Origin of the sequence: Methanobacterium spitsbergense, assembly GCF_019931065.1 — an archaeon.
Classification (GTDB): domain Archaea; phylum Methanobacteriota; class Methanobacteria; order Methanobacteriales; family Methanobacteriaceae; genus Methanobacterium_B; species Methanobacterium_B spitsbergense.
This window is the reverse complement of record NZ_JAIOUQ010000017.1, coordinates 127,508-149,423: the sequence shown is the minus strand read 5'-3', so window position 1 is coordinate 149,423 and position 21,916 is coordinate 127,508. Positions and strand designations below refer to the sequence as shown.

The 21,916-nt window shown below is 30.4% G+C and carries 22 protein-coding genes and 1 pseudogene; 11 read left to right on the top strand and 12 right to left on the bottom strand.

The genetic code is table 11. The annotated features are described in order from the left end of the window. Positions 1–336 precede the first annotated feature (336 nt). Positions 337–1,251, top strand: coding sequence for a glycosyltransferase (locus K8N75_RS13990; protein ID WP_223792666.1), 915 nt, complete (start codon positions 337–339; stop codon positions 1,249–1,251). Then, on the top strand, positions 1,239–2,540 hold the full coding sequence (locus tag K8N75_RS13985; protein WP_223792665.1) for a polysaccharide pyruvyl transferase family protein: 1,302 nt from the start codon (positions 1,239–1,241) through the stop codon (positions 2,538–2,540). The genes K8N75_RS13990 and K8N75_RS13985 overlap by 13 nt, the downstream gene beginning before the upstream one ends. A 2-nt stretch (positions 2,541–2,542) precedes the next feature. On the opposite strand, the gene K8N75_RS13980 is transcribed toward K8N75_RS13985, so the two are convergent. The 4 genes from K8N75_RS13980 to K8N75_RS13965 all read right to left on the bottom strand — a co-directional run bounded on the left by K8N75_RS13980 (position 2,543) and on the right by K8N75_RS13965 (position 7,496). Beyond that, positions 2,543–3,871, bottom strand: coding sequence for a Coenzyme F420 hydrogenase/dehydrogenase, beta subunit C-terminal domain (locus K8N75_RS13980; protein ID WP_223792664.1), 1,329 nt, complete (start codon positions 3,869–3,871; stop codon positions 2,543–2,545). Between the two features lie 354 nt (positions 3,872–4,225). Further along, a complete protein-coding gene (locus K8N75_RS13975) occupies positions 4,226–5,653 on the bottom strand; it encodes a flippase (RefSeq protein ID WP_223792663.1) in 1,428 nt (475 codons plus the stop codon). Between the two features lie 356 nt (positions 5,654–6,009). Continuing rightward, positions 6,010–6,912 (bottom strand): class I SAM-dependent methyltransferase, encoded by a 903-nt coding sequence (locus K8N75_RS13970; protein WP_223792662.1) that lies wholly within the window; start codon positions 6,910–6,912, stop codon positions 6,010–6,012. A gap of 221 nt (positions 6,913–7,133) precedes the next feature. Further along, positions 7,134–7,496, bottom strand: a complete 363-nt coding sequence (locus K8N75_RS13965) for an LbetaH domain-containing protein (RefSeq protein WP_223792661.1) — start codon at positions 7,494–7,496, stop codon at positions 7,134–7,136. A 337-nt stretch (positions 7,497–7,833) separates the two neighbouring features. Here K8N75_RS13965 and K8N75_RS13960 point away from each other — a divergent pair, with 337 nt between their 5' ends. From K8N75_RS13960 to K8N75_RS13945, 4 genes are all read left to right on the top strand, one after another. Then, a complete protein-coding gene (locus K8N75_RS13960) occupies positions 7,834–8,109 on the top strand; it encodes a hypothetical protein (protein ID WP_223792660.1) in 276 nt (91 codons plus the stop codon). Positions 8,110–8,423: 314 nt separating this feature from the next. Continuing rightward, the gene (locus K8N75_RS13955) at positions 8,424–8,696 is read left to right on the top strand and encodes a UDP binding domain-containing protein (RefSeq protein WP_223792659.1); all 273 of its coding nucleotides are present in this window, start codon (positions 8,424–8,426) and stop codon (positions 8,694–8,696) included. 332 nt (positions 8,697–9,028) lie between these two features. Next, positions 9,029–9,301, top strand: coding sequence for a DUF8136 domain-containing protein (locus K8N75_RS13950; protein ID WP_223792658.1), 273 nt, complete (start codon positions 9,029–9,031; stop codon positions 9,299–9,301). After that, the gene (locus K8N75_RS13945; protein WP_223792657.1) at positions 9,298–9,864 is read left to right on the top strand and encodes a hypothetical protein; all 567 of its coding nucleotides are present in this window, start codon (positions 9,298–9,300) and stop codon (positions 9,862–9,864) included. Before K8N75_RS13950 ends, K8N75_RS13945 begins: the two co-directional genes overlap by 4 nt. Positions 9,865–10,510: 646 nt before the next feature. Here K8N75_RS13945 and K8N75_RS13940 read toward each other — a convergent pair. Beyond that, positions 10,511–10,681 carry a hypothetical protein gene (locus K8N75_RS13940; RefSeq protein ID WP_223792656.1) on the bottom strand — a complete coding sequence of 57 codons (171 nt, stop codon included), beginning with the start codon at positions 10,679–10,681 and terminating at the stop codon, positions 10,511–10,513. 802 nt (positions 10,682–11,483) lie between these two features. Here K8N75_RS13940 and K8N75_RS13935 point away from each other — a divergent pair. The 5 genes from K8N75_RS13935 (at position 11,484) to K8N75_RS13915 (ending at position 16,200) form a co-directional block, all read left to right on the top strand. Continuing rightward, positions 11,484–12,752 carry a hypothetical protein gene (locus K8N75_RS13935; protein ID WP_223792655.1) on the top strand — a complete coding sequence of 423 codons (1,269 nt, stop codon included), beginning with the start codon at positions 11,484–11,486 and terminating at the stop codon, positions 12,750–12,752. Continuing rightward, positions 12,734–13,579: an Ig-like domain-containing protein gene (locus tag K8N75_RS13930; RefSeq protein WP_223792654.1), complete on the top strand. Its 846-nt coding sequence runs from the start codon at positions 12,734–12,736 to the stop codon at positions 13,577–13,579. Before K8N75_RS13935 ends, K8N75_RS13930 begins: the two co-directional genes overlap by 19 nt. A gap of 368 nt (positions 13,580–13,947) precedes the next feature. Continuing rightward, complete coding sequence (locus K8N75_RS13925; protein ID WP_223792653.1) at positions 13,948–14,928, top strand: right-handed parallel beta-helix repeat-containing protein; 981 nt, start codon at positions 13,948–13,950, stop codon at positions 14,926–14,928. 748 nt (positions 14,929–15,676) lie between these two features. Next, positions 15,677–16,024 carry a hypothetical protein gene (locus K8N75_RS13920; protein ID WP_223792652.1) on the top strand — a complete coding sequence of 116 codons (348 nt, stop codon included), beginning with the start codon at positions 15,677–15,679 and terminating at the stop codon, positions 16,022–16,024. Then, on the top strand, positions 16,021–16,200 hold the full coding sequence (locus K8N75_RS13915) for a hypothetical protein (protein WP_223792651.1): 180 nt from the start codon (positions 16,021–16,023) through the stop codon (positions 16,198–16,200). Before K8N75_RS13920 ends, K8N75_RS13915 begins: the two co-directional genes overlap by 4 nt. A 577-nt stretch (positions 16,201–16,777) precedes the next feature. On the opposite strand, the gene K8N75_RS13910 is transcribed toward K8N75_RS13915, so the two are convergent. The 7 genes and pseudogenes from K8N75_RS13910 to K8N75_RS13885 form a co-directional block, all read right to left on the bottom strand. Next, entirely contained in the window at positions 16,778–17,056 is a 279-nt protein-coding gene (locus K8N75_RS13910) for a hypothetical protein (RefSeq protein ID WP_223792670.1), read from the bottom strand. 168 nt (positions 17,057–17,224) lie between these two features. Then, positions 17,225–17,526 (bottom strand): annotated as a pseudogene (locus tag K8N75_RS14325) (DUF389 domain-containing protein); the annotation flags it as partial. Then, complete coding sequence (locus K8N75_RS14195; RefSeq protein ID WP_255591021.1) at positions 17,429–17,782, bottom strand: DUF389 domain-containing protein; 354 nt, start codon at positions 17,780–17,782, stop codon at positions 17,429–17,431. The gene K8N75_RS14195 and the pseudogene K8N75_RS14325, both read right to left, overlap by 98 nt. Positions 17,783–17,892: 110 nt before the next feature. Beyond that, positions 17,893–18,045, bottom strand: coding sequence for a hypothetical protein (locus tag K8N75_RS13900; RefSeq protein ID WP_223792650.1), 153 nt, complete (start codon positions 18,043–18,045; stop codon positions 17,893–17,895). Positions 18,046–18,122: 77 nt separating this feature from the next. Further along, complete coding sequence (locus K8N75_RS13895; protein WP_223792649.1) at positions 18,123–18,461, bottom strand: hypothetical protein; 339 nt, start codon at positions 18,459–18,461, stop codon at positions 18,123–18,125. A gap of 178 nt (positions 18,462–18,639) precedes the next feature. Then, positions 18,640–20,604: a cation:proton antiporter gene (locus tag K8N75_RS13890; protein ID WP_223792648.1), complete on the bottom strand. Its 1,965-nt coding sequence runs from the start codon at positions 20,602–20,604 to the stop codon at positions 18,640–18,642. Positions 20,605–21,261: 657 nt separating this feature from the next. After that, complete coding sequence (locus K8N75_RS13885) at positions 21,262–21,420, bottom strand: hypothetical protein (RefSeq protein WP_223792647.1); 159 nt, start codon at positions 21,418–21,420, stop codon at positions 21,262–21,264. Between the last annotated feature and the right edge of the window lie 496 nt (positions 21,421–21,916).

The window sequence follows — 21,916 nt, the reverse complement described above, 5'->3', positions numbered from 1 at the left end:
TCTCTTTGATCATAATCGGAAAGTTTAAGTTGTATAAAACCTATAGAAGAACCGAAGGCAGATATTATTGTACTTGTCATACTAATAAATCTGCCTTCACTCATATTTATTCTTAACGGTCTTCAAATTTAATTATAAGACACGATAACTAAAATTATAGGTTAATCGAATTTTTTTTTCACAAACCCCAACACCCATTAACTTGACAGCCTCCTTTTACTCATCAACAAAAAACTCTATGAAAAAAGCAAAATTAAGTAACAAGTTATATAAATTTTGTTATAATTAAATAAAAAAACAATAAACTTTAATATTATGTCATTGTTTAAATAACCTATGGAGAATAATAAATGCTGTGCAATTGTTTTAAACTATAATTCAATTGATGATACAAAGGAACTAGTTTTTAATCTACAAATACTTGACAATCTTGATGAAATAGTTATTGTTGATAATGATTCCCCTGATCACTCTTTTATTAAACTTAAAGAATTTTTTAGAGGTTTTACTGATGTATATGTTGTTAAAACAGATAAGAATAGGGGATATTCTTATGGAAATAATTATGGAGCAAAATTTATTTTAAATAATTTTGAATCTAAGTATATATTAATTACTAACCCTGATGTAACTATCCCAAATAAAAATTTTGTTAAGAATATTGTTAAATATTTAGAACGTGATCCTAAGTTAGCTGCTGTAACTGGTTTAATGCTAAATTACAATGAAAACCTTATTTTTTCCCAAATTGCTTGGAGAATACCGAGTTTTTTTAATTATATTTTTATGAGTTCAGATTTGGTGAGAAAAATGTATAATCCCATTAAATATAAATATTTAGATTTTATTGGCGTAAATGAAGGATTAAGCTATGTTGAATGTTTACCAGGATCATGTTTTGTTATAAGATCAGAAATTTTAAGGAAAGTAGGATTTTTTGATGAAAATTTATTTTTATATTGTGAAGAAGTGGTATTAGCAAAAAAAATCGAACAATTAGGTCTTACTAATGGTTTGTCTTTTAATGATTTTTTCATTCACAAACACTTTGAAAAAAGGAGTATAAATGATGAAATTAAACTTTATTTATTGTTGAGTAAATCTAGATTTTATTACACCTTTAATTATACCAAATTTGGTAAGATATTATCGCCCATACATTTATTATCAATTTTATTGGGTATGATTGAAAAATTGATTATATTATCTGTTAAAATTTTATCACAGGAGATCGTTAAATGGCTAAAATAGTTTTCATTGGGGGTAATTTATCTGTAAATAAGGGAGGTGCGGCATTAATATTGAGTGCTTATGAATCTATTAAAAGTATTATTCCGGATACAGAGTTTATAGTAGTATCCTATTTTATAGAAGACATACAGATGGAAAAAAGGTATCCTGAAATTGAAATATTACCCGAATTAAAAAAGAATTTTCCTTTAAGTCGTATTATATCATGGGGTTATTATCTATTTTTAGCAATTTATTTGAAATATATAAAATTAGATTTAAATAGAAAACTGGTAAAAGAAACAATTATCAAAACTTATTTAGATGCTGATTTGATTATAGAAATCAGTGGAGATGGACTTAGTGGAGATTATGGAATTTTATCAACTTTACATTCTCTAATTAGAATCCACATAGGGATTTTATTGGATAAGAAGGTCTTTATTTATGCACAATCTATTGGGCCTTTTAACATTAAATGGCCTCAAACTAAAATTCACTCATCATTTCTGTCTTTTATATGTAAATTTTATGCTAAATTTTTATTAAATAGGGTTAGTTTGATCACCGTTAGAGAGGTTATTAGTGCTGAATTGTTGAAAAATATGAAAGTTTCAAAAGTTCCAATTTATATAACTGCAGATTCTGCATTTTTATTGAGACCTATTTCTAAAAAAGATACCTTTGACATTTTATCTAAATACGGAATAAATGATAAAGAAGAAATAATTGGGATTTCTTTAAGTAATTCAATCAGTAGATTACAATATTTTGATTCTAATACTGGCTCTATGAAGATCAATCAGTATGAACAAATAATGTTGGAAGTGATAAAATACATAACTAATCAATTTAATTTAAAAGTGGTTCTTGTCCCCCATGTGACTGGCCCTGGTGAAATAAATGATGATAGAATAATTGCAAATAAAATAATTGAAAAATTGACTAATAAAACACATGTCGTTAATATATCCGAAGAACTTACTCCAGATGAATTAAAAGGAATTATCGGAACTTGTAAATTATTCATAGGATCCCGGATGCATGCAAACATTGCTGCAATTTCAATGTACGTTCCAACTTTAGCAATAGGATACAGTCATAAAACTAATGGAATAATGGAAATGGCCGGTCAGAAAGAATTTATTTTTAATTTTAAGGAATTAAACTTAGACGTTATCATAAAAAAAATTGATGAAATATGGAAAGAAAAAGAAACGATAAGTAAAGAATTAAAAGAAAATATACAACCTCTAAAAAAGAAATCTTTTTATAATGTTGTTCAAGTGAAAAAATTATTAGATTTATAATCCTACTTATTTAGGTTTCTTGAGTTAATGAACTTATATAAAATGTAACGATAACCTCTAATAAAAATCATCGGCATTAAATTAGCTAATGTTTGAATAAATTTAAATGATGATAAATAATTGTTTATATAAATTAAGATTACAAATAAATAGTCAAAAATATTTGATTCAATCAGATATGTATTATCAGAAGTAAATGGAGTGTTTAATAATTTTGAAATTCTTTTCCGGGCATTTAAGCTTCTTTTCTTAAAATATAAAGCAGGCATTTGAGATTTAATAACATCATTAGATCCACACATCTTTAATTCTACCATATTTGCATGTTCTAATTTTTGAATTAAGTTATCTGCTTTTTTATTTCTGGAAATCATGACTGAAATACCCTTTTTCTCTACTACAAGTTCAGGTAGCCAAGCATCACCGAAAGAGATATCAGCTAATTCATTAAGTGCATCACTACACATAAAACATCTTTTTGGGGTAAAAAAATAGAAACTAGGATAAACAAAAAATTCCCAAAAACGATATTTTTCAATTTTTTCATCATTTAAAACAACCTTAAATTTTCCAGGCCAACCATCTCCTCGATAACTAAGATCAACAATATCTTTTTTATTTATTTTCATCCGATTTATAAAAAAATCAGTCCCCTCAAAACTTACGCCATGATGACAAAATAATCCTAAATGTAAACTAATTTTATTTAAAAGTTTTTTGTTTAACATCTCTGCTTTCCTTATAGCATGAATATGACAAGGTAAACCCACAACTGCAAACTTCTCATGGTCTGGGGCATCTAAAATTTCTTTTAAAGCCACGTTGGCTGGTACAGGACAATATTTGGATTTAGATGCATCAATAATCTCTTTTTTACTTCTTGCAATAAAAGGTATTGGCTTTAATGTACTATCATTTTTCATCTTAGTTACTAGAGCACCATCAATTAAGCCATTTTCTAAAGCAAAAATTAAAATTTGTGTTACTAGACCTCCTGAAGAACTATCACATCTAATTTTATGAATTTTTGAGTAACCCATATAACAATTAGTATAATTACCTATCAAACAATCTTTAGGTTCCTCTTTGAAGACATCAATATTTAACTTTTTAAAATCTACTTCTTGTCCAGGACATGCTTTTAAGCATAAACCACAGTTAATACAACTTTTATTATCAATTGATGGTATGAAATTTTTTTCTGGGTCTCGCATCTTCATATTAATAGCATTTTCAGGACATAATGAAACACAAGTTCCACATCCAGTACAAAGATTATCTTTTAATACTTCTAAAATTGTATTATTATCTCTAGTTTTAGAATTATTCATTTTATCACATCCTTCAGCTAATCTATTCTCTCCTATAAAATATGAATATTTACTAAGCCATAACGATATAAAAATTATTTGAAAAAGTTTTTTTATTTTATTTTGATCATATTCTATTTTTGAATTTATAAATTGTGTTAAAGAATTCGCTAATTAAGAGGATGTTTCATAAATTTTAGTTATTTTTTTAGAAATTAGTTTGTTTTTATGTATTTATATAGTTGGGTTTGATTTGTTTTTTGTATATTCTTTTTTGTTGTCTGATTAAAATAGCATAGAAATGGAAAGAGTTATTAAATAAGTCCCCAAGAGACATTATGAATTTTGATAAATGATTAAATGAATCTATTCCTCTCACCTTAATACTGATTTTATTATCCTTATTTCTTCGTCATCAAATATTTTTAGTATTAAAAGAATTGAAATGTAAATTATTGCCCCAATAATAATTTCTAAGAAAACATTTAGGTTTAACAAGTATTTTAATATTATTCCCATAATCAAACTAGCCATTATTATTTTGATCAAACTTATTTTGCTGTTTTTAGTGATTGAAAGTCCCATATCCTTTGTAGCTACAATAAGTAATGCTAAAACTATTGTATCAGTTAGGACTGTTATTATACTTGCACCAACATAGCTGTATTTTGGAATTACAATGATATTCATAATCACATTAAATATAACTCCTATTGCAAATATTTTGGTAACGGTGAGTTGTCTGTTTGATGATTCCAAAAGTCTTTCGAATGGACTTCGTGTAAAAATCAGAACGATTGACCAAATCAAAATCTGCATAGCAATTACAGCCCCAAGGAATTGTGCACCGTAAATTAACATTATAACCTTTTTAGCTATTAGAACAGTTCCAACACCAAGGGGCAAGGCTATTAGTATCATGATTTTGAATAGTTTTTCAAACATTAAGTTAAGGGATTGTCTTGATGAAATGTAATATTGGGACATCAATGGATAAACAGCGTTGTTGAAAACTACAGGAATAACAATTAAAATTAATACGAGTTTGTAAGATGCGTTATATACGCCGACAGCAGCAGTTCCAATGATAATTGATAATAATATCGTATCTATCCATATGTATATATTAATAGAAATAGTTGTAATTGCAAAAGGCCATGATTCTTTAATCAAATCTTTCCAATAGACAATATTTAACGTTGGGTTTGGCAAAGAATAATTTCTAGAGTATGCAAGGAGTGCATAACACAAAATGGATGCTCCACTGAATAAATAAATTAAAGAGAATTGTATAATATTGAATTTTAGGTATATGGCTAGAAAAACTCCTGCCAGTAGCAAAACACTGCTTAAAATAACCCCTACAGATTGATATTCCATTTTTTCATTTGCCTGGAAAACAGCATAAAATAGTTGGGAAAAAGTAGTAAAAACAGTGTATAATGCAATTACATAAATAACCTGCATTGTTTGAGGGTTATATCCTAAAATTTGGACAACAATAAATATAACGAAAAGAGTGAATATGGCCAGAATTATCTTAATAAATGTTATATTAGCAACAAACTTTTTTGCAAGTGATTTATTCCTTGCGACTTCTCTTATAGTGAGAGTGCTCAATCCTAGATCCATACAAACACTAAAAATACCTGTAAATGCAAGTGCAAGTGATAATGTGCCGAATCCTTCAACACCCAAATATCTGGCGGTGTAGACCAAAGTGAAGAACCCTAAAACGTAGCTCATCAACTGAGATATGAAAAGTACTCCGACATTTTTGGTTATTCTTTGGATTGTGTTCATTATAAATCATCTAAAAATTCAATGGTTTCTTCAAATTCTTCTTTAAATTTGTCTTTAGGATTGTATCCGAAAGATTTTCCTATAACTACTTCATCAATTTCATTTATTTTTTTTAAATTTTGAACTAGTCTTTGGTGTCAGCAATGGAATTATAATTGAGCATGATTGAACAACATTTTCACCTTTCATAAACATCTATAATAGATGATATATTATTAAATTTACCATTATGCTTATTTTTACAAAAACTTGTTGAAAAAGGTATCAAGAGGAAGTTATATAAATGAATTAGAAGAATTATGAAATCCTTCAAATTCATCCAACTATTTGGTTCATAATCTCTTTTTTGAATTTATTCATGACTTTGTTATTACAAACATTGCTTGATCTCCTAATTTTTCTTTATTTAATTCTTTAGCTTTTTCCTGAAACTTTTTAATATCTTCGGGCGTAAAAATACTTTTTTTGGGATTTATAGAATATGAGTTTAATGCGTTTAAAGGAATACCTAACTTATACTGTTCACTTCCTCTAAATACAAAATCATTAGAATCAAAAATGACATTCTGAAGCTTAAAATTCGTTTTTTCTAAAAGAAAATTAAAGCTTTCTAAAGTATTGATCAAAAAATGTCGTGGGGCATCTATTTGTACCCAATTAACTCCATAAAGTTTCCATATATAGTTTGTTTTAACGGGCATTCTTACTATACAAATCCCATTTTTTGATAAGATACTCCCAACTTTTTTAAAGGTTTCAAATGGGTCATACATGTGTTCCAATGAGTGTTGGAAAAGTATCAGATCAAATTTTTGTTCATTGTGTAACTGATGGATGTTTTTTCTTGTAATTTCCAATTTCTCAGACAAAACTTCTTTTTCCACATAAAGATCGATTCCACTGAGTTGATTAAAATTTAGCTCTTTTAATCGAAAAAGGAATTTTCCCGAACCACAGCCAACATCCAATATTTTTGAATTATTATTTATCTTCAAATCTCCTAAAATAGAAAAAAATTGGTTGGGATACTTAATATTTATTAACTTTCCAAAAAGATTGTTTTTCAATAAACAATATTCATCCCTTTTATTGATTAATATCTTCATTAAAGCGTTATAATTATTTTGCTTATTTTCAAATGAGTAGTAGTTTTTATTAGGATAATATCTTCCCATATTATCCGGAATTTCTATTATTTGTAGACATCCACATTTAGAGCATTCTACATAATCAAAAGATTCTCCTGATCCAAACATCATTTCTTTAATCTTTAAAATTTTATTGTCTTTTTTATTACCACATATTTTACACTTGAATTTAATTCCCCCTTCTAAAAATGCTTTTTATTATTAAAATTTCTTCATTATCAAATTTGACATATATGGCAAGTAAAATTCCAGCTAAAAGTAAAACTACTTAAAATGCCCCCGAATTTTCGTAGTAGTAGCAGTTGGAGCAGGAAATTAATTTTTTGAAACTTTTAACCCCGAAAATACTTCCAAAAATGCTTAATTCGTGCTTGGATTAATTGATTTTGAGGTGTATTGGCGTTCCAAGTATAGAGATTACTCTTTGCATCTATCTTCTTGATATATTCATCAAGGCTACAAATTACTTTTGCAGGGTTTCCAGCAACGACAGTATTGGATGGTACGTTCTTAGTGACAATAGAGCCAGCACCGATGATGGCATTTGGGCCGATAGTTATATTTGGAAGGATGATAGCACTATTACCAATAAAAACATTGTCTTTGATATCTATTTTACCAACTTTATCAAGCCAAGGAATATCTAAACCAGAATTACGAAGCATTATTACACTTGCATCATGAGCTAGAAGCACAACCCCACCAGTTAGCCAGAGTTGTTTCCAAGGCTAATCATGTAACCATCAGCTTCGTTAATGTTTGGACTAATATAACAATTATCGCCCTGGTGGTAAAATATATGATGTTTTTTATACCATTTGGCTTTTTTCTGTCCGTCGATAAGTGTTAAGTAAATAAATTTAAATATATAAGTATATTCATTATTATCACCTCTGATATTAAAATAATATGGATCTAGGGGTATATGGATTATTACTATTATTAATATGGGAATAATTATAGTGAAAAGCTGATGATATATTGGTAACAGGAGTCAAAAGTAAACACATTTAACCTGAGGGGTTAGAAAAGATGCTCACCACTGTTAAATTTTTTCAAGATCATGAACATCGTAATCCCATAAGTTTCAGCAATGCATCAAATAAAATTATAGCTCATTTACTGAAAATGCTCTCTAAAACTTTAGAGGATGCTGTTTTATACAATCATGAACTGAAACTTTTTATTGATCTTATTGGTATTATTGATTTAATGACTCTTAATTATATTACCGAATTAATTATTGGTTACCAAGAAAAAAAGATGAATCGTATCTTAAGAATGCTCAGGATCAAATTAATGAATTAAAAAGAATGAAAATAGCAATTTTAGACAATGAAATATTTCCTGAAGCACTTAAGTAGTAAATGGAATTTTAATGTTTATTATCCCGGAGGTAGATCCCATACTATCTAGTTAAAAAAGCCCAAGGAATTGGGTTATCACTCTAAATTTATTGCTGCTGAAAGATCCATTAGTGATAACATGCCATTACACATGTTTAATCTGGTACAAGATGCTCTAAATGAAAAGGAAAAATCAATAAAAAATTCAAATATAGTTGTTTTAGGTTTCTCATATAAAGAAATGTAGGCGATCCATGCGAATCACCAGCTAAAACATTGACTAAAAATTTAAAATGGAAAGGAGCAAATGTCATTGTAGTAGATCCGTACATCGAAGAAATCAATGAAAAATTTGGAGTATTGAACAATGATTTATATACTGCTTTAAATGGTGCAGATGCACTTGTTTTAATTACACTACATGATGAATTCAAATCCATAGATTTTAAAAAGATTAAAGATTTGATGAATCTGCCAATAGTGGTTGATGGAAGAAGAATATATGATCCTGATGAATTACGGGGTATTGGATTCACTATAAAGGCGTAGGTGTTATAAATTAATTAAATTATTTTTTTTCTTCAAATTTTTAACATTATTTCTTATTTTAAAGGTTTTGTATAGATTAAAACCTTTAAATAGGCAATAAAAAATTTTTAAAAACCTATTTTAACTTTTTATCCTATTTTTTTAGTTATTTTTATTTAATATGGGATAAAATCCAAAATTCATAATATTTATAGGTTAGTAATGTCATAGAGTATAGCAACGAGCCATTGAGTAGAATTACATAAAAAAGGAGTATGTTTGTATTGAATATCCTGACATTAATGTAATAGGATATTTACCATTTTCTTACAGAAAAATTAGAGATGACGAATATGGATAAGGATTTAGATAACTTGGAAGATAAGGAAATTTTAGGATTAGATGGTGTTTCTGAAATTTTGGAAAAAGAAATCCAGAATTTATCTGAAAAAATTAGGAATGGAAGAATTAAGGATCCTAAAAAGGAAGAAGTTAGGATAAAGATGATCAGAACTCTTGCCTATTTATCGAAGACCTATGCTAGAATCAAAGAAGCTCAGAAAGTTGAAGAGCTTGAGAAGAAGATTGAAATTCTAGAAAAAGCCCAAAAGATGAGTAAAAGATGACAAAAAATATTGAGAATAAATTTAATAGGATTGTAGAAAACTCTGATCCCCAAGAATTGGAAGACCAATTAGTTATGTATACTAACAAAGCTATAGATGATGTATTCATGAATGAAAATAAGAATGATGGATTAAATAAGATGAATACCACCGTTAAATTTTTTCAAGATCATCAACATACTAATCCCAATATTTACAACAGGGCATCGAAAAGAATCAATAATCATTTATTTGACATTCTATCAAAAAGTTTGGAAGATACTGTAAAATCCTATCAGAATCTGAAAAATTTAATGCAATTTGTAATGGTAATGGATTTGATGTTTTATAATCTTATTATAGACTCTTTTAATATCTACAAAAAAGATAAAAATGAATCGGATCTTAGAATGGCCATAGATAACTTAAATGAATTAAAAAGAATTAAAATAAAAATATTAAACTTAGAAATTTTTCAGGACGCACTTACAGAATTTGAAGAAATGATAAAAGAAGATCCTGATTTTCAGGTATATGAAAAGATTCATAAAGAAACAGTTAATGATCTTAAGAAGAATATTTAAGAATATAATCCAAAATCTGATAAAAAAAATATTCAATAAAAGAAGTTCATAAGTCTTTAAATTTATTAAAACAGGTTATTATTAAGTATTTATTAGTCTATAATGTTCTTTATCTGCACTCTAGCAAATAGTAATTGGATATGATAATAATATAACCCAAAAACTCTATATTAAAATAGATAGAAGTCCCAGGATCAGTCAATTAAATTATTAACCTTTAATATACCTGTATCGTTAATTTTAATAGTTTATATTAATTTAATTAAAAAAATATGCAATTCTACTTCGTTATAGCACGATTTAACGAAGTTGAATATATTTATATTATACAAATCAATTAATTTCAGATTATATACAGTCAAAGACAGATACTGAGATGGCCTTGATAGTTTTACTGAGATGGCCTGGATATTTGATAAAGAAATTAAAAAATATCCTATGAAACCACTTACTAAAATTCCTATTATTATGAATAATTAAAATGCTACTTTTTCATTTAAACATTCTTTTCATAAGTATCCCTTCTAAATTTTAGTCTTTGTTTTGAGGTTATAAGATAAGTAATAAAGAATTAACTAATTTAGGGAACCCCCCTGGAACCCCAGTATGAATCCGCCCATAATAATTATTATATAATCCTAACATATTAATACTTTTTGTTGCAATTGTTATTCTTTTCATTTCTTAAACATTCTCTACATATATCATCTGAACTTGGATTAGATACTCTTCTGTAAGTACTAAACTGCGGATATTTTGAGCAATTTGTACAGAAATGCCAACAATCATCACCAACCTTACGGACATATTCAACCATAAAATTATCCCCTAAATATAGCATAATTTTCATACTAAATATTTTTATGGAAATTTAACAATTGTTATTCGGAGTTGAAACGGAGTATAACATTCGTAGGTACTTCTGGTTGAGTTATATTTTTTCTTAATTCTTCAAATATTTCAAAGGTGTAGCATTAGTATCAATATCTCCTAAATTTGATCTGAACATATTTGACCATGTTTTATCTTGGGGAATAATTTATCTACTAATTCCTCCCCATCTAGAGATTTTAATTCGTTAATTAAATTTTTTAATTTGGAATATTCTCTAATTATAAGTGTTAGTCTAGGGATGTTGATTATTAATTTTATTATCTGTTGATTTATGTAGCTGAGTAATAATAATCGTAATACTTATATATTTGAACTTTTACATTATACTTTAGTTGTAAGGACATGGGAGGTGAAATGCTCAGATCTTGAAAAATAATCACATGCTAATCCTTACTATTTTCTCTTTAAGCAGGGTTTTTCAGGAGTATTCGCAGTAGATAATTTATTAAATATAGAAGAACATCAAATAGACGTACGAAAAAACTTCTTTTTCATGATAAACTGAATTCTACCATTTCGCAGCCTTAGTATAGTTTACTTAAACAGCAAGTGTTCTTTTTTTAAGACATTCAAACCCGGCGCAAAACACATATAATCATGAATATGAATGGGTTGTTCCAAAGTACGTTATTTACCATATAAACATCAAGTAATTTCCATTTTAAAGAGAGTATACTCTGTTTAATCAGTTAAAACGGAGCATACGCAGGATTTTCTAATAGATGTTGAAGGGAAATGCAAAGGTTTTCCTAATAATTACGCTTATAGAAGGAGGGTTTATTGTAATGATAAAGATGAAGATTAAACTTTTAAGTCTGTTTATTGTTATTTTAATAATAAGTATGACTCCGGCAAGCGCGGCAGAGATGGGAGAAGTATTCGGAAGCGATAATAATTCATATCCTGTTGATCAAGGGCAGCTTGAAGCACTGCAAAATTATGGGACCCAAATGGGACCACTGGCTGAAGTAATGCAAGCTGACATGGATAAATTCAATACAAAAGTCGAAGAACTTTTACATACTCCATGGTACAGAATCGACAGGATTCTTACAACAGTGTTTGAAATTAAAGATTTATATTTTAGCATTAAAGATAAGGCCGCCAGGCTACAGACGGTAACAAATAGTTCTGGAAATGGACAAACCCAATCAGATAAAATAGTTCTCCCAGGAGAAGTATCAGAAACTAATCTTTCCGATCTTCCTCTGGTAGATATAATATATAATGCAACAGGACACAATCCCATCCCTAATATGACCTATGAGGAATTCTTAAACCTAAAGATAGCAGACGATACAAATCAAATAGATCAGGAAACTGAAGGAATAACAAATGATACAGAACTTTTGAATCAAACTCTAGACGAGCTTGATAAGATTCCACTAGACATAGTCAAAAAAAGGATCATGAAAAAAAGGATCCACCTGCTGACCTTAAAAACGATCCAAATTCTGAAAATAAGCAAGGACCTCCTGGATCATAGTCAAAGCTTAAACACAACCGCAACCGATCTTAATTGGACACAAAATGAGTTAAATAACATTGAAGTCAATGCAACGAACGATAATTCTCCGGCGTATGACCAAGCCGTGGACATGGCGAACAAGCTTTCGATAGCATTTGCTCCCAAAAATTTTACGGTGAAGTCGACCCTTGACAGCGGGGGTTTGCATGTGGGTGATGTAGTTAATTACCGCACTAATGATAATTATTACAGATATGTAAAAATCTATAACATCACAGATAATTCTGTGACCATACAGGGAGAAAATCACCAAACCGCTAATATCTCAAAACAATCGGCAGACGATAGAATTTCATACGTTTTAGTACCAAGTACGTATATTGACAGTTATACGGTAGTTCATCAAGCATACAATTTACAAGATAAGGATATACAGGCACTACAGGATAAGGCAAAGACGCAAGAAAATCTGCTCTTGGACTCGAGATCTCTGCCGGTGCCCTCGGTATGTTGGCAGGATCAATAGGTCTGTATGTATTGAGATTGCACTACAAGATCAAGGCACTAAAGATAACAAAAAAAGCGACATATGTACTACTGCGCGCAGGCATCTCAGCAGAGATAAGAAAGCTTGAAAAAACTAAGAGACGATTAGAAGTTCTAGGGGTAACTCTTACAATAGCAGCAGCCGCATTAGCTGTGTCCATTGCACCAATCAAGGTTATGGCTAATGACAATAAGGACAAAGCGGACAATTCTGAGGAGGATTTAAACAATTTCCTGTCACTTTCATCTTCTGGGCATGTTCCTGTAGCTGGAAATATGTCAGTGATCACCGCCATGAATAAGGATTGGGTGGGTGTTTGTAATGCCACAGATGAAGATGGTGATTTGGTAAATGCCATCATAGTATCTGCACCTAAACACGGGAATATAACTGTTAATGGTACTAGATTTGTGTACACACCTGCTGATGGGTATCTAGGTAATGATACCTTAACCTACAAAGTAAAGGACAGTAAAGGCTTCATATCCAAAGTTGCTACGGTTAATATCCAAGTAGTTAATGATAATTCAATTAATATTACTTTAAATGACACTGCGCAAAATTTAACTTACACCATCGCCAAAGACAAGGCCTTAAACTTGAATATTAGCTCTAATGGCAAAATTCTTCGGGTTCAATCACCATTACATGGAAACTCTACATTGGCCGACTCCGTATTCGGTCATACCACCATACAGTATATTCCATTTAAGGACTACATGGGAACTGATTCATTAGCCTACAGACTACAACTGCCAGATGGGACGATGTCAAATATCGCCTGGATAAACATAAAAATTTCATAGACATCTGGCATTAAGATATAGTATGAGTATAAATTCGAAAAAGGGATCTCCAATTTTTTTGCCCAAGCTATGGGCAAAATTTTATTTTTTAAACTTTTTCAAATTAATTCTCAGTCTGGGCATCCTAATCGTTTATAGACATCAATAATCAGAATACTTATATATTAAAACTTTTACATTATACTTTAATTAAAATCAACATAGACAACAGATGGTAATCCTGGGACTATGAAGGATATAATTCACAGTATTTCGGTGATGTTGGACATACCATACGTTCTCATTGGACCTGGAAATGCCCCTGTAAACATAGCCCCTAGTGGATATTAAAGATCAACAAAGTATTATTTAGATAGGAGGTTCATATGATGAAAGATTTTAAAATGCCGCTATTCCTGGTAGTTTTAATGATTATGGGAAGTGTTCCTGGAATTTATGCTATCAGCGTGGCGCCAAACGATAATAATGTGAGTGTTGGTGGAGTAAATGTTGATCCGGTCGGTGCTAAGACGATATATGTTGCTAAAAATGGTACGGATAGGAATGATGGATTAACACCGGAAAGGCCTAAACGGAATATTGAAATCGCACTTGGAGTTGCAAATCCGGGTGACACTATAAGAGTAGGACCCGGAACATATTATAATAATCTTCAGATCAATAAAAATATCACTCTAATCGGGGATAACCAAAACAACACCATCATCGATGGACAACAAGCATATCCATGTATAATCATCCAATCAGCAGATGGACATATATACACCCGATCAGTTGCAGTTACAATCATCAACTTCACCTTAAAAAATGGGATAACACCCAAAAACTGGGGTGGTGGAGGAATACGTAATGACGGGCAGTCAGTAACCCTAGAAAACTCAACAATCACCAACTGCGCATCACAAAGCTACGGCGGCGGCATCTCAACTGATTTCGGTACAATGACTATAAGCAGGGCAATAATCGAAAACAACAGCGCATCTACTGACGGTGGAGGAATCTATATTGAGGGAGGGTCATTAACTATAGAAGATTCCAATATTACAAACAATACTTCAAGGCAGTGTGATAATGATCTCGGTACCGGTGGAGGAATTGGGAATCATGGTTTCTTAACTATTGAAGATTCAACAATTAAAAACAATACTGCTGGCTTAGGTGGGGGCATCTATAATACAGGCACATTGTACGTTTATGGGTCAACAATCACCACTAATTGGGCGCCAATTGGTGGTGGAGGAATCCTTACCGCATATTTTCGTGGACCCGTGGTTTATATAGATGATTTAACCATTATCCATTATAACTTTCCAAATGATTTTGAAGGCCCATCTTTCATTCCATCATAGAATAATGTATTTGAGGATTTTCATAAAAATTTTAGGAAGTTAGAATTTATGTTTGAACGGAGACCAATGATAAATAGGTATATTGTTCACTCTGGCTCTTGTGGCTATGTCTTTGTATCTAGGCCCAAAGTGTAATGGTCCTTGGTTTCTTTCTGGTATGACTTGTAGTAAGTGTTTTGATTGACGGAGAACATAAAAGACGGCGTACTTAATGCACTTATTCTGGTGTAATAGCTGTACTGCTTACAGTGATTCCAATAGTAACTTCATCCTCGTGGAAATGATCATTTGGCTATAATTGGTGGTGTATTTGGATATTTCATGAGACGAATTCCTGAACAGTATAGAATCACAAGAGACCTAAGAAATCGTAGAATTAAAATAATACAATACTATTTTATTTTTTTACTTTTGGAATCCTTCCGCTTCGCAGGATGCCGTCCACAAAAATTCTTGGAGGGTCCCTGATTTCTGATGCGATTTTTTGGAGCCGGTTCACGAACGCTATCGAAGTATTCGCTATATACCCAACGATTTAACGAAGTCAAATTTTAATTATTAATGAGTATAATTTTTTGGATTCGAGTTTTTTACTCGGCCATTAAACTAATAGATTAGCGGGCATTTTTGGATAAAAATTGAATAGTTTAAAATGGCAATAAATGAATGTGTTATATTTTTTCCAAAATTCATTTTTATCTTTGTAATTTTAACAAGTTTATATATAGTTAACCATATATAACAAAATATGACTTTTGCAGATCATAAAGAAATAAAACAAGCTAAAACAGTAGGGACAAAATTAACTCTAAGGGAATATGAAGAAATAGTAAATCTAGTAAACAATGGATTATATTTAAGTGTATCCGATTTTTTAAGAGAATCCGTAAGAGATAAACTGAAAGCTACCAAAGTTATAAAACTACGTGATATTATTTATGAAGATGCTAAAAAAGAAATTTTAGGATATTACAGGAATTACAACGAAGCTTATGACTATGAAGTATCCGAAAACCTAGAATTAGATTATGAATTAGTATGCCAGATAACAGAAGAATTAGAACAAGAAGGACGCTTACAAGGGATAAAAACATGACTGACACATATACTAAAGAAGGAACAACAATAAAAGGAGATCGGATAGTAGGCGAGGCAAGAAAGATATCCGATATCCAAGTTATAGTTAAATCTGGAAGACATAAAGCACAAAGAGTTATTTTAAGAGATAATGCAATGTGTAGGATTGCTAAAAAATATAAATTTATTAAATGAAATATTTGCTCTTTTTTAACGTTTAAAAAAAATTATCCATTACAGATGTATGGAGCGGATTTAATTGAATATTAGGTAAAAAAGACATTCAATGTTATTAATTTCAACAAGTTAATACCTATATTTGAAATTCTTTATAGTCAATAATCTGCAACATTAAAATTAACCTAAAATTTATTATAAACAAAAAAATTTAAACCCTAAAACATAGTTACTAAAGAAGATACAAGTCCAGATATCTGACCATACAATAATATTACCATAATATAATCATATCTCCAATTTAGTAGGATTATGGACTTATTTACAGTAAATAGCCATTTTTATTTCGTTAAATTCTGGTAATAACGAAATTGGATATTTTAGTTCGTCATAGCATCATTTGTTTGTTCTCCAGTAGTTTGACAGAAGATGAAATTATGATTGTTGAGAAGAGTTTAGGATGATTATATTAGTTTTTTTAAATTGTTATATGAAAAATGTTCTTTTTATAGGCATTCTTCCTTCAAGTTTCTGTCTTTCCAGAACAATTCAAAAACTGTCTATTCATAATAACACTGGCCCTATTAGTGTTTAATTATTTTAAATAGTATGTATTGGAAGGGATTACTTCAACTTGGAGTGTTCTACTATAAAGCTTTCCATCAAGCTGCTGCTCGAGGTCTTGCACAGGAGGTAACTGACCGTTTCCTACAACAACGAGAATCACTGTATTGTTGGCATTTTCTGCATTTACGGATGCTACCTTGTATGAAGTTCCATTCAACCAGGTGGTTGATGCATCTTGAACATTTTGTGTGATAGCGTTATTGATATTGATGTTGTAGCCGTTATAGGCCAGTGGTATAGCAATCAAAGAAATCATGACTAAGACAATAGCAATACTTTTCCGCCTTGTGTGCACAGATTGATTTAGGCGAGCTGCCCTGGAAAAGCCTATTAGTGCAAAAAGGGCAGCTCCTGTCAGCAATATTGCAAAGTAGTTTGTTATAAAGAGCAGAAAACTCCCAATGGCCAAGGTATAATTAGATGTTGCCAATAGAATGCCCGTATTTGCTAAAGGAGGAACAAGAGATATTGCGATTGCCACCCCTGGAAGGGTGTCAGAAACATCGCTGCGCGACATGGCAAAAGCACCTCAAGCCCGGTAACTAGGGCCGCAAGGAGGTCCAAAATACGTGGTGAAGTACGACTCATTATTTGGTCGATGTTTAGGGGCTGGACAATGTTACTTATAGGTAAGGTCAAAATGTAACCAATTACGATCGCTGTGGCGATTCCTGCCAAGCTGATAAGTAAGTGTACTTTTAATGGCTTTGCTATCACCAATGCTGATACCGAAAGCAAGTCCCATAATCGGCAGCATGAGTGGTGCTACAATCATAGCCCCTATAATTGTTGCCACATTATTCCCTAATAGTCCATACGTAGCAATACCTGTAGCAAGAATTAGCAGGGTGAAGAATCTTATCAAACTTTTTTTTAGATCAGATCCTTCATACACTATCAATTCCCGCAATCGCTTTACTTCTTCTTTATTAACAGGTTCACCATGCAGTGCGGTGCCGATCGATTCGAACATTTTGATAAATTCTCCTTTACTGATCTATTCCGAACAGAATTTTGTTTGCCTTTTCTTCAACCCAATCTCATTTGACATCCAATGTAATGGCCGATTTCTTGATTTTATTCTTATACAAATATTAGATCATACTCTGATTCTGTGATTACTCTATTATCCTTTAAGAGTTCGGTTAATTTTTCTATCTTATCCGAGCTAAGAGGTTGAAAAGAAATTTCAGGTTGTTCTTGTTCAAGGTTGCTTTTGTAATTGTTGAATTTCATTAACGCAATTATTATTCTTCTTATAGCTCCTCCGCGGAGTACCCACTAGTAATCAATTGTTTAATATTCCTTACTTTTTAACGAGTTAAATAAATACCTGTTCTCACATAATCTGAAGTAGTATTCATTGAGTTAACAGTTTTATTCCCTCTTAATATTGATGCAGTTAGTGTGTCTGAGCTATTATCTTTTTTATCAACCCTAACATCCACACTACCACTGATACTACCTAAATCGATTGTTTTATCACCAGTGCCTTCTATTGTATGAGTCCCAGTTTCATCAGATATTGTACCATTCCAGCTACCAGGATAATTTACAACGACCTTAACCGGATCAAATGAAGTACATCCCGATACTGCTACTATAAAACAAATAAAAACTATTAATAAACATATTTCCCTTATTTTTAACATTTTATAACACCCTCCCTACTTAAAACATATTAATCCATATTTCTAAAATGTTTTATTTTAAAATTTTTGGACATTCTCAATAACAATTCTTTAAAAATTTATTCGGATAAACATTCAGTTTTTTTTTTATTCGAAATTTCTCTCATCTCCTCATATACAGAACATTGAACATTACTGTTTATTCAAGATAATTCCTTATCTCTGATATTTTTTCTCGAGAATCGGAAATGGTTATTATGTACCCTTTAGTTATAGGCTGATTTTCAAGTGGATTTTTAATTATTTTTTGGTTTATAATAATATTTTGAATTATAATACCAAACTTCTTTTCTATATCAGATTTTAATATTTCCCCCTCTATTAAAAATTTTTCACCTACTTTAATAAGAGCTGTTTCAGAAGGAGGACTAAGGGTTTCTATATTGCAAGTCACTTCTTTATCCTGCATAATCCGCTGAAACATTCCATAATTCTCTTCTCTAACTTCATTTATAAAACGGTTAATTCTATCATGAGGAACATTATATTCATCCAAAACCCGGCTGAAAATTTCCACTGATGTTTCAAACTCCTCAGGAATAACTTCATCAGCCCCTAAACTTTTTAAAATTTTAATTTCATCAATATATCTTGTTCTGACGATAATATATAAATCGGGGTTGATTCTTTTACTCAATTCAATTATTCTACGTGTATTAACCGGATCAGAAATAGCAACAACCATTATTCTGGCTTTTTCAATCTTAGCTTTTTTTAAAATAGTTTCCTGCGCAGCATCACCATATATAAAAATTTCACCTTCTTTATCAGTTTTAACCATTCCCGGGTCAATTTCAACCACCACATAAGGTATGGATGAGTTATGAGCAGCCATGGAAACATTTTTACCATTAACACCATAGCCAATGATTATTAAATGATCATCCAATTCAAATTCAGAACTGTTTGTCTGGACAATATTAGGCTCTAAAATAGATTTTAATGGAAATTTATTGAATAATAAAGATGTTCTATGTGATATGGTCATTAAAAAAGGGGTTAAACCCATAGTAATTATCGATACGCTTAAAAATATTTGGAAGATGGTTAAACTGATCAATCCATATTGAATACCAACTTTAGATAAAATGAAGGAAAATTCTCCAATCTGGCTGAGTATCAAACCTACAATTACCATTATACGCAGTGGAAAACCCAGAAACCTAGTAGCTAATCCTGCTGTGAACGTTTTGATTAGTAAAACTCCCAATGTTAAAAGTAGAATAATTCCAATATTCTGGAAAAAGAAGTTAATGTTAAGTAACATGCCTATGGATACGAAAAAAAAGCTCATAAAAATATCATGGAATGAGAGCACATTACCCAGTGCCTGATGGGCGTATTTAGTGTTGGATATTATAAGACCTGCTAGAAATGCCCCTAAAGCTGGTGAAAGACCTATTAATGTGGTTAACCAGGTTATACCAAAACAAATTAAGATAATAGTTAATAAAAAAAGCTCACGATTTTTTAGCTGAGCAACATGGTTTAACAAGTGTGGTACCAACCATTTAGCTGCAATAATAGTGAAAATTAATAATACTCCACCTTCTAACAATAAAATTAGTACAGATTCACTCGAAACACTAACCCCTGCAAGTATAGGAGTTAACAAAATTATGGGAATTACAGCTAAGTCCTGGAAAATAAGTATGCCCAACGAAGTTCTGCCATGGGGGGTGTCAAGCTCATTTTTATCCTGCAAAAGTCTTAAAACAATAGCTGTACTGCTGAATGAAATTAAAAATCCGATGAAAATAGATGCACCCACACCTAACCCCAGACTCAATGTAATTAAAAACACTATTATAAATGTGAAGATTAGTTGTAGAGACCCTCCAATCAAAGCTTGTCTCTTAATCTGGGAAAATTTCTCTAAAGAAAACTCAAGGGCAATAGTAAAAAGTAAGAAAATAATTCCAATCTCAGCCAGAATTTCTACCTGTTGCACTTCACTGATGAGACTTAAACCTTGAGGCCCTGCTACAATACCTGTTATAAAAAAACCTAAAACAGTAGGAATTCTGATTTTATTAAACAAAATCAGTACCAGAACTGATAAAGCAAATATGATAACAATATCTTTTAAAATTATTAAATCCATTTTAACCACCACTAAAGATAGAGATTGTCTATTAATTATATTTCTTATATCTTTTTGGTTATTTATCCATATTTTTACTACTTTATCCCTTTTTTTCGTGTATGTTTTGATAAGTGTGGTGAACCAGTCATATTACATGATTTGAAATATGTCTGGATTAAAATGGAGTGGAGTTCTTCGGGGCGGAGCAGTATGGGGCGGATAACGGATAAAAGCTTGAAGTTCTAGAATATAAATATTCACCTAACTCCTTTAATAAACTTATAAATAAAAATAAGATATTCAATTGATACTAACAATGTATTTTCACTTGATTTATAGAGAAGGCGGTGACCTAATCAATAATCACTAACAAAATTATATAAACTATTGACTTTTATTAAGTATTTTACCGGGATACCACCAATCTACGGGATATGTGGCTTAAAAAATTATAGCGAACTTGTGGTAAACCATATTCGGGAATAACGAAATTAATTATCTTACTTCTTTATAGCACGAGATGCATACATTATGGTAGTTTTAAATGTTTGTTTATAATTATAAAAAAAATAAGGACTTAAATTTAACTCAGGTAGGTCAAAAGAATGTTTATGGTAAAGCGCTTTTATAAGTCCTCCAACAAAGATTTTGCATTAGTTTTTTTTTATTAATTCTTCATAAATCCTTTTTTTCATACAATTCTTTTAAAATGGTTGGGTTATTCAATAGTTCATCTAATAATTTGTCTCTTTCTTTATTTTTTTCCTTAATCTCAGCTAGTTCTTTAGTTAAAACAGATATCTCTTCTTCTTTTGGATTTTGTCTTTTATTCATTGTTTTCAACTCCTTTATTTTTGCTTGGTTTAATGAAAGGAATGGCAAAACTTTCTATAATTTCTTTGTGTGCCTGAAGAAAATATTTTAAATATTGAACCATTGTTCTAATAGATATTTATCTTCAATTTACATAGTTATTATTATATGTCGTATTTGTATTATATTTTTTGTTGTATCATCCATCTTCCTAGAAGCCTTGTTGATGTGTGCAAGATTCAATGCCCAAAAACCAATTCAAATAAATATTAATAAGCATTAATATTTAAATTCAACGGTTATTAAGGCCTATTACAATAATATAATAAAAATTAAAATGTATTTTTAGAATTACAAAACAAATATTATTCAAACACTCAAAATACTAGATGAAATACCTTCAAAAAAGAAAAAAATCTATGAGGCTAAATTGTTTTAAAAGCTTTAATAGAAAATATAATTTCATTGAAATTTATTACTGTGATATATCACATTAAATAAGATAAATTTTTGTTTT

What these genes read in the sequence shown, in the direction of transcription:
- K8N75_RS13975 (WP_223792663.1), bottom strand. Translation starts at nt 5,653, where the DNA reads ATGAACACAATCCAAAGAATAACCAAAAATGTCGGAGTACTTTTCATA.
- K8N75_RS14195 (WP_255591021.1), bottom strand. Translation starts at nt 17,782, where the DNA reads ATGTTCGAATCGATCGGCACCGCACTGCATGGTGAACCTGTTAATAAA.
- K8N75_RS13930 (WP_223792654.1), top strand. Translation starts at nt 12,734, where the DNA reads ATGTTGGCAGGATCAATAGGTCTGTATGTATTGAGATTGCACTACAAG.
- K8N75_RS13970 (WP_223792662.1), bottom strand. Translation starts at nt 6,912, where the DNA reads ATGATGTTTGGATCAGGAGAATCTTTTGATTATGTAGAATGCTCTAAA.
- K8N75_RS13890 (WP_223792648.1), bottom strand. Translation starts at nt 20,604, where the DNA reads ATGGATTTAATAATTTTAAAAGATATTGTTATCATATTTGCTTTATCA.
- K8N75_RS13940 (WP_223792656.1), bottom strand. Translation starts at nt 10,681, where the DNA reads ATGGTTGAATATGTCCGTAAGGTTGGTGATGATTGTTGGCATTTCTGT.
- K8N75_RS13960 (WP_223792660.1), top strand. Translation starts at nt 7,834, where the DNA reads ATGCTCACCACTGTTAAATTTTTTCAAGATCATGAACATCGTAATCCC.
- K8N75_RS13985 (WP_223792665.1), top strand. Translation starts at nt 1,239, where the DNA reads ATGGCTAAAATAGTTTTCATTGGGGGTAATTTATCTGTAAATAAGGGA.
- K8N75_RS13895 (WP_223792649.1), bottom strand. Translation starts at nt 18,461, where the DNA reads ATGTTAAAAATAAGGGAAATATGTTTATTAATAGTTTTTATTTGTTTT.
- K8N75_RS13950 (WP_223792658.1), top strand. Translation starts at nt 9,029, where the DNA reads ATGGATAAGGATTTAGATAACTTGGAAGATAAGGAAATTTTAGGATTA.
- K8N75_RS13900 (WP_223792650.1), bottom strand. Translation starts at nt 18,045, where the DNA reads ATGAAATTCAACAATTACAAAAGCAACCTTGAACAAGAACAACCTGAA.
- K8N75_RS13945 (WP_223792657.1), top strand. Translation starts at nt 9,298, where the DNA reads ATGACAAAAAATATTGAGAATAAATTTAATAGGATTGTAGAAAACTCT.
- K8N75_RS13990 (WP_223792666.1), top strand. Translation starts at nt 337, where the DNA reads ATGGAGAATAATAAATGCTGTGCAATTGTTTTAAACTATAATTCAATT.
- K8N75_RS13920 (WP_223792652.1), top strand. Translation starts at nt 15,677, where the DNA reads ATGACTTTTGCAGATCATAAAGAAATAAAACAAGCTAAAACAGTAGGG.
- K8N75_RS13885 (WP_223792647.1), bottom strand. Translation starts at nt 21,420, where the DNA reads ATGAATAAAAGACAAAATCCAAAAGAAGAAGAGATATCTGTTTTAACT.
- K8N75_RS13925 (WP_223792653.1), top strand. Translation starts at nt 13,948, where the DNA reads ATGAAAGATTTTAAAATGCCGCTATTCCTGGTAGTTTTAATGATTATG.
- K8N75_RS13980 (WP_223792664.1), bottom strand. Translation starts at nt 3,871, where the DNA reads ATGAATAATTCTAAAACTAGAGATAATAATACAATTTTAGAAGTATTA.
- K8N75_RS13915 (WP_223792651.1), top strand. Translation starts at nt 16,021, where the DNA reads ATGACTGACACATATACTAAAGAAGGAACAACAATAAAAGGAGATCGG.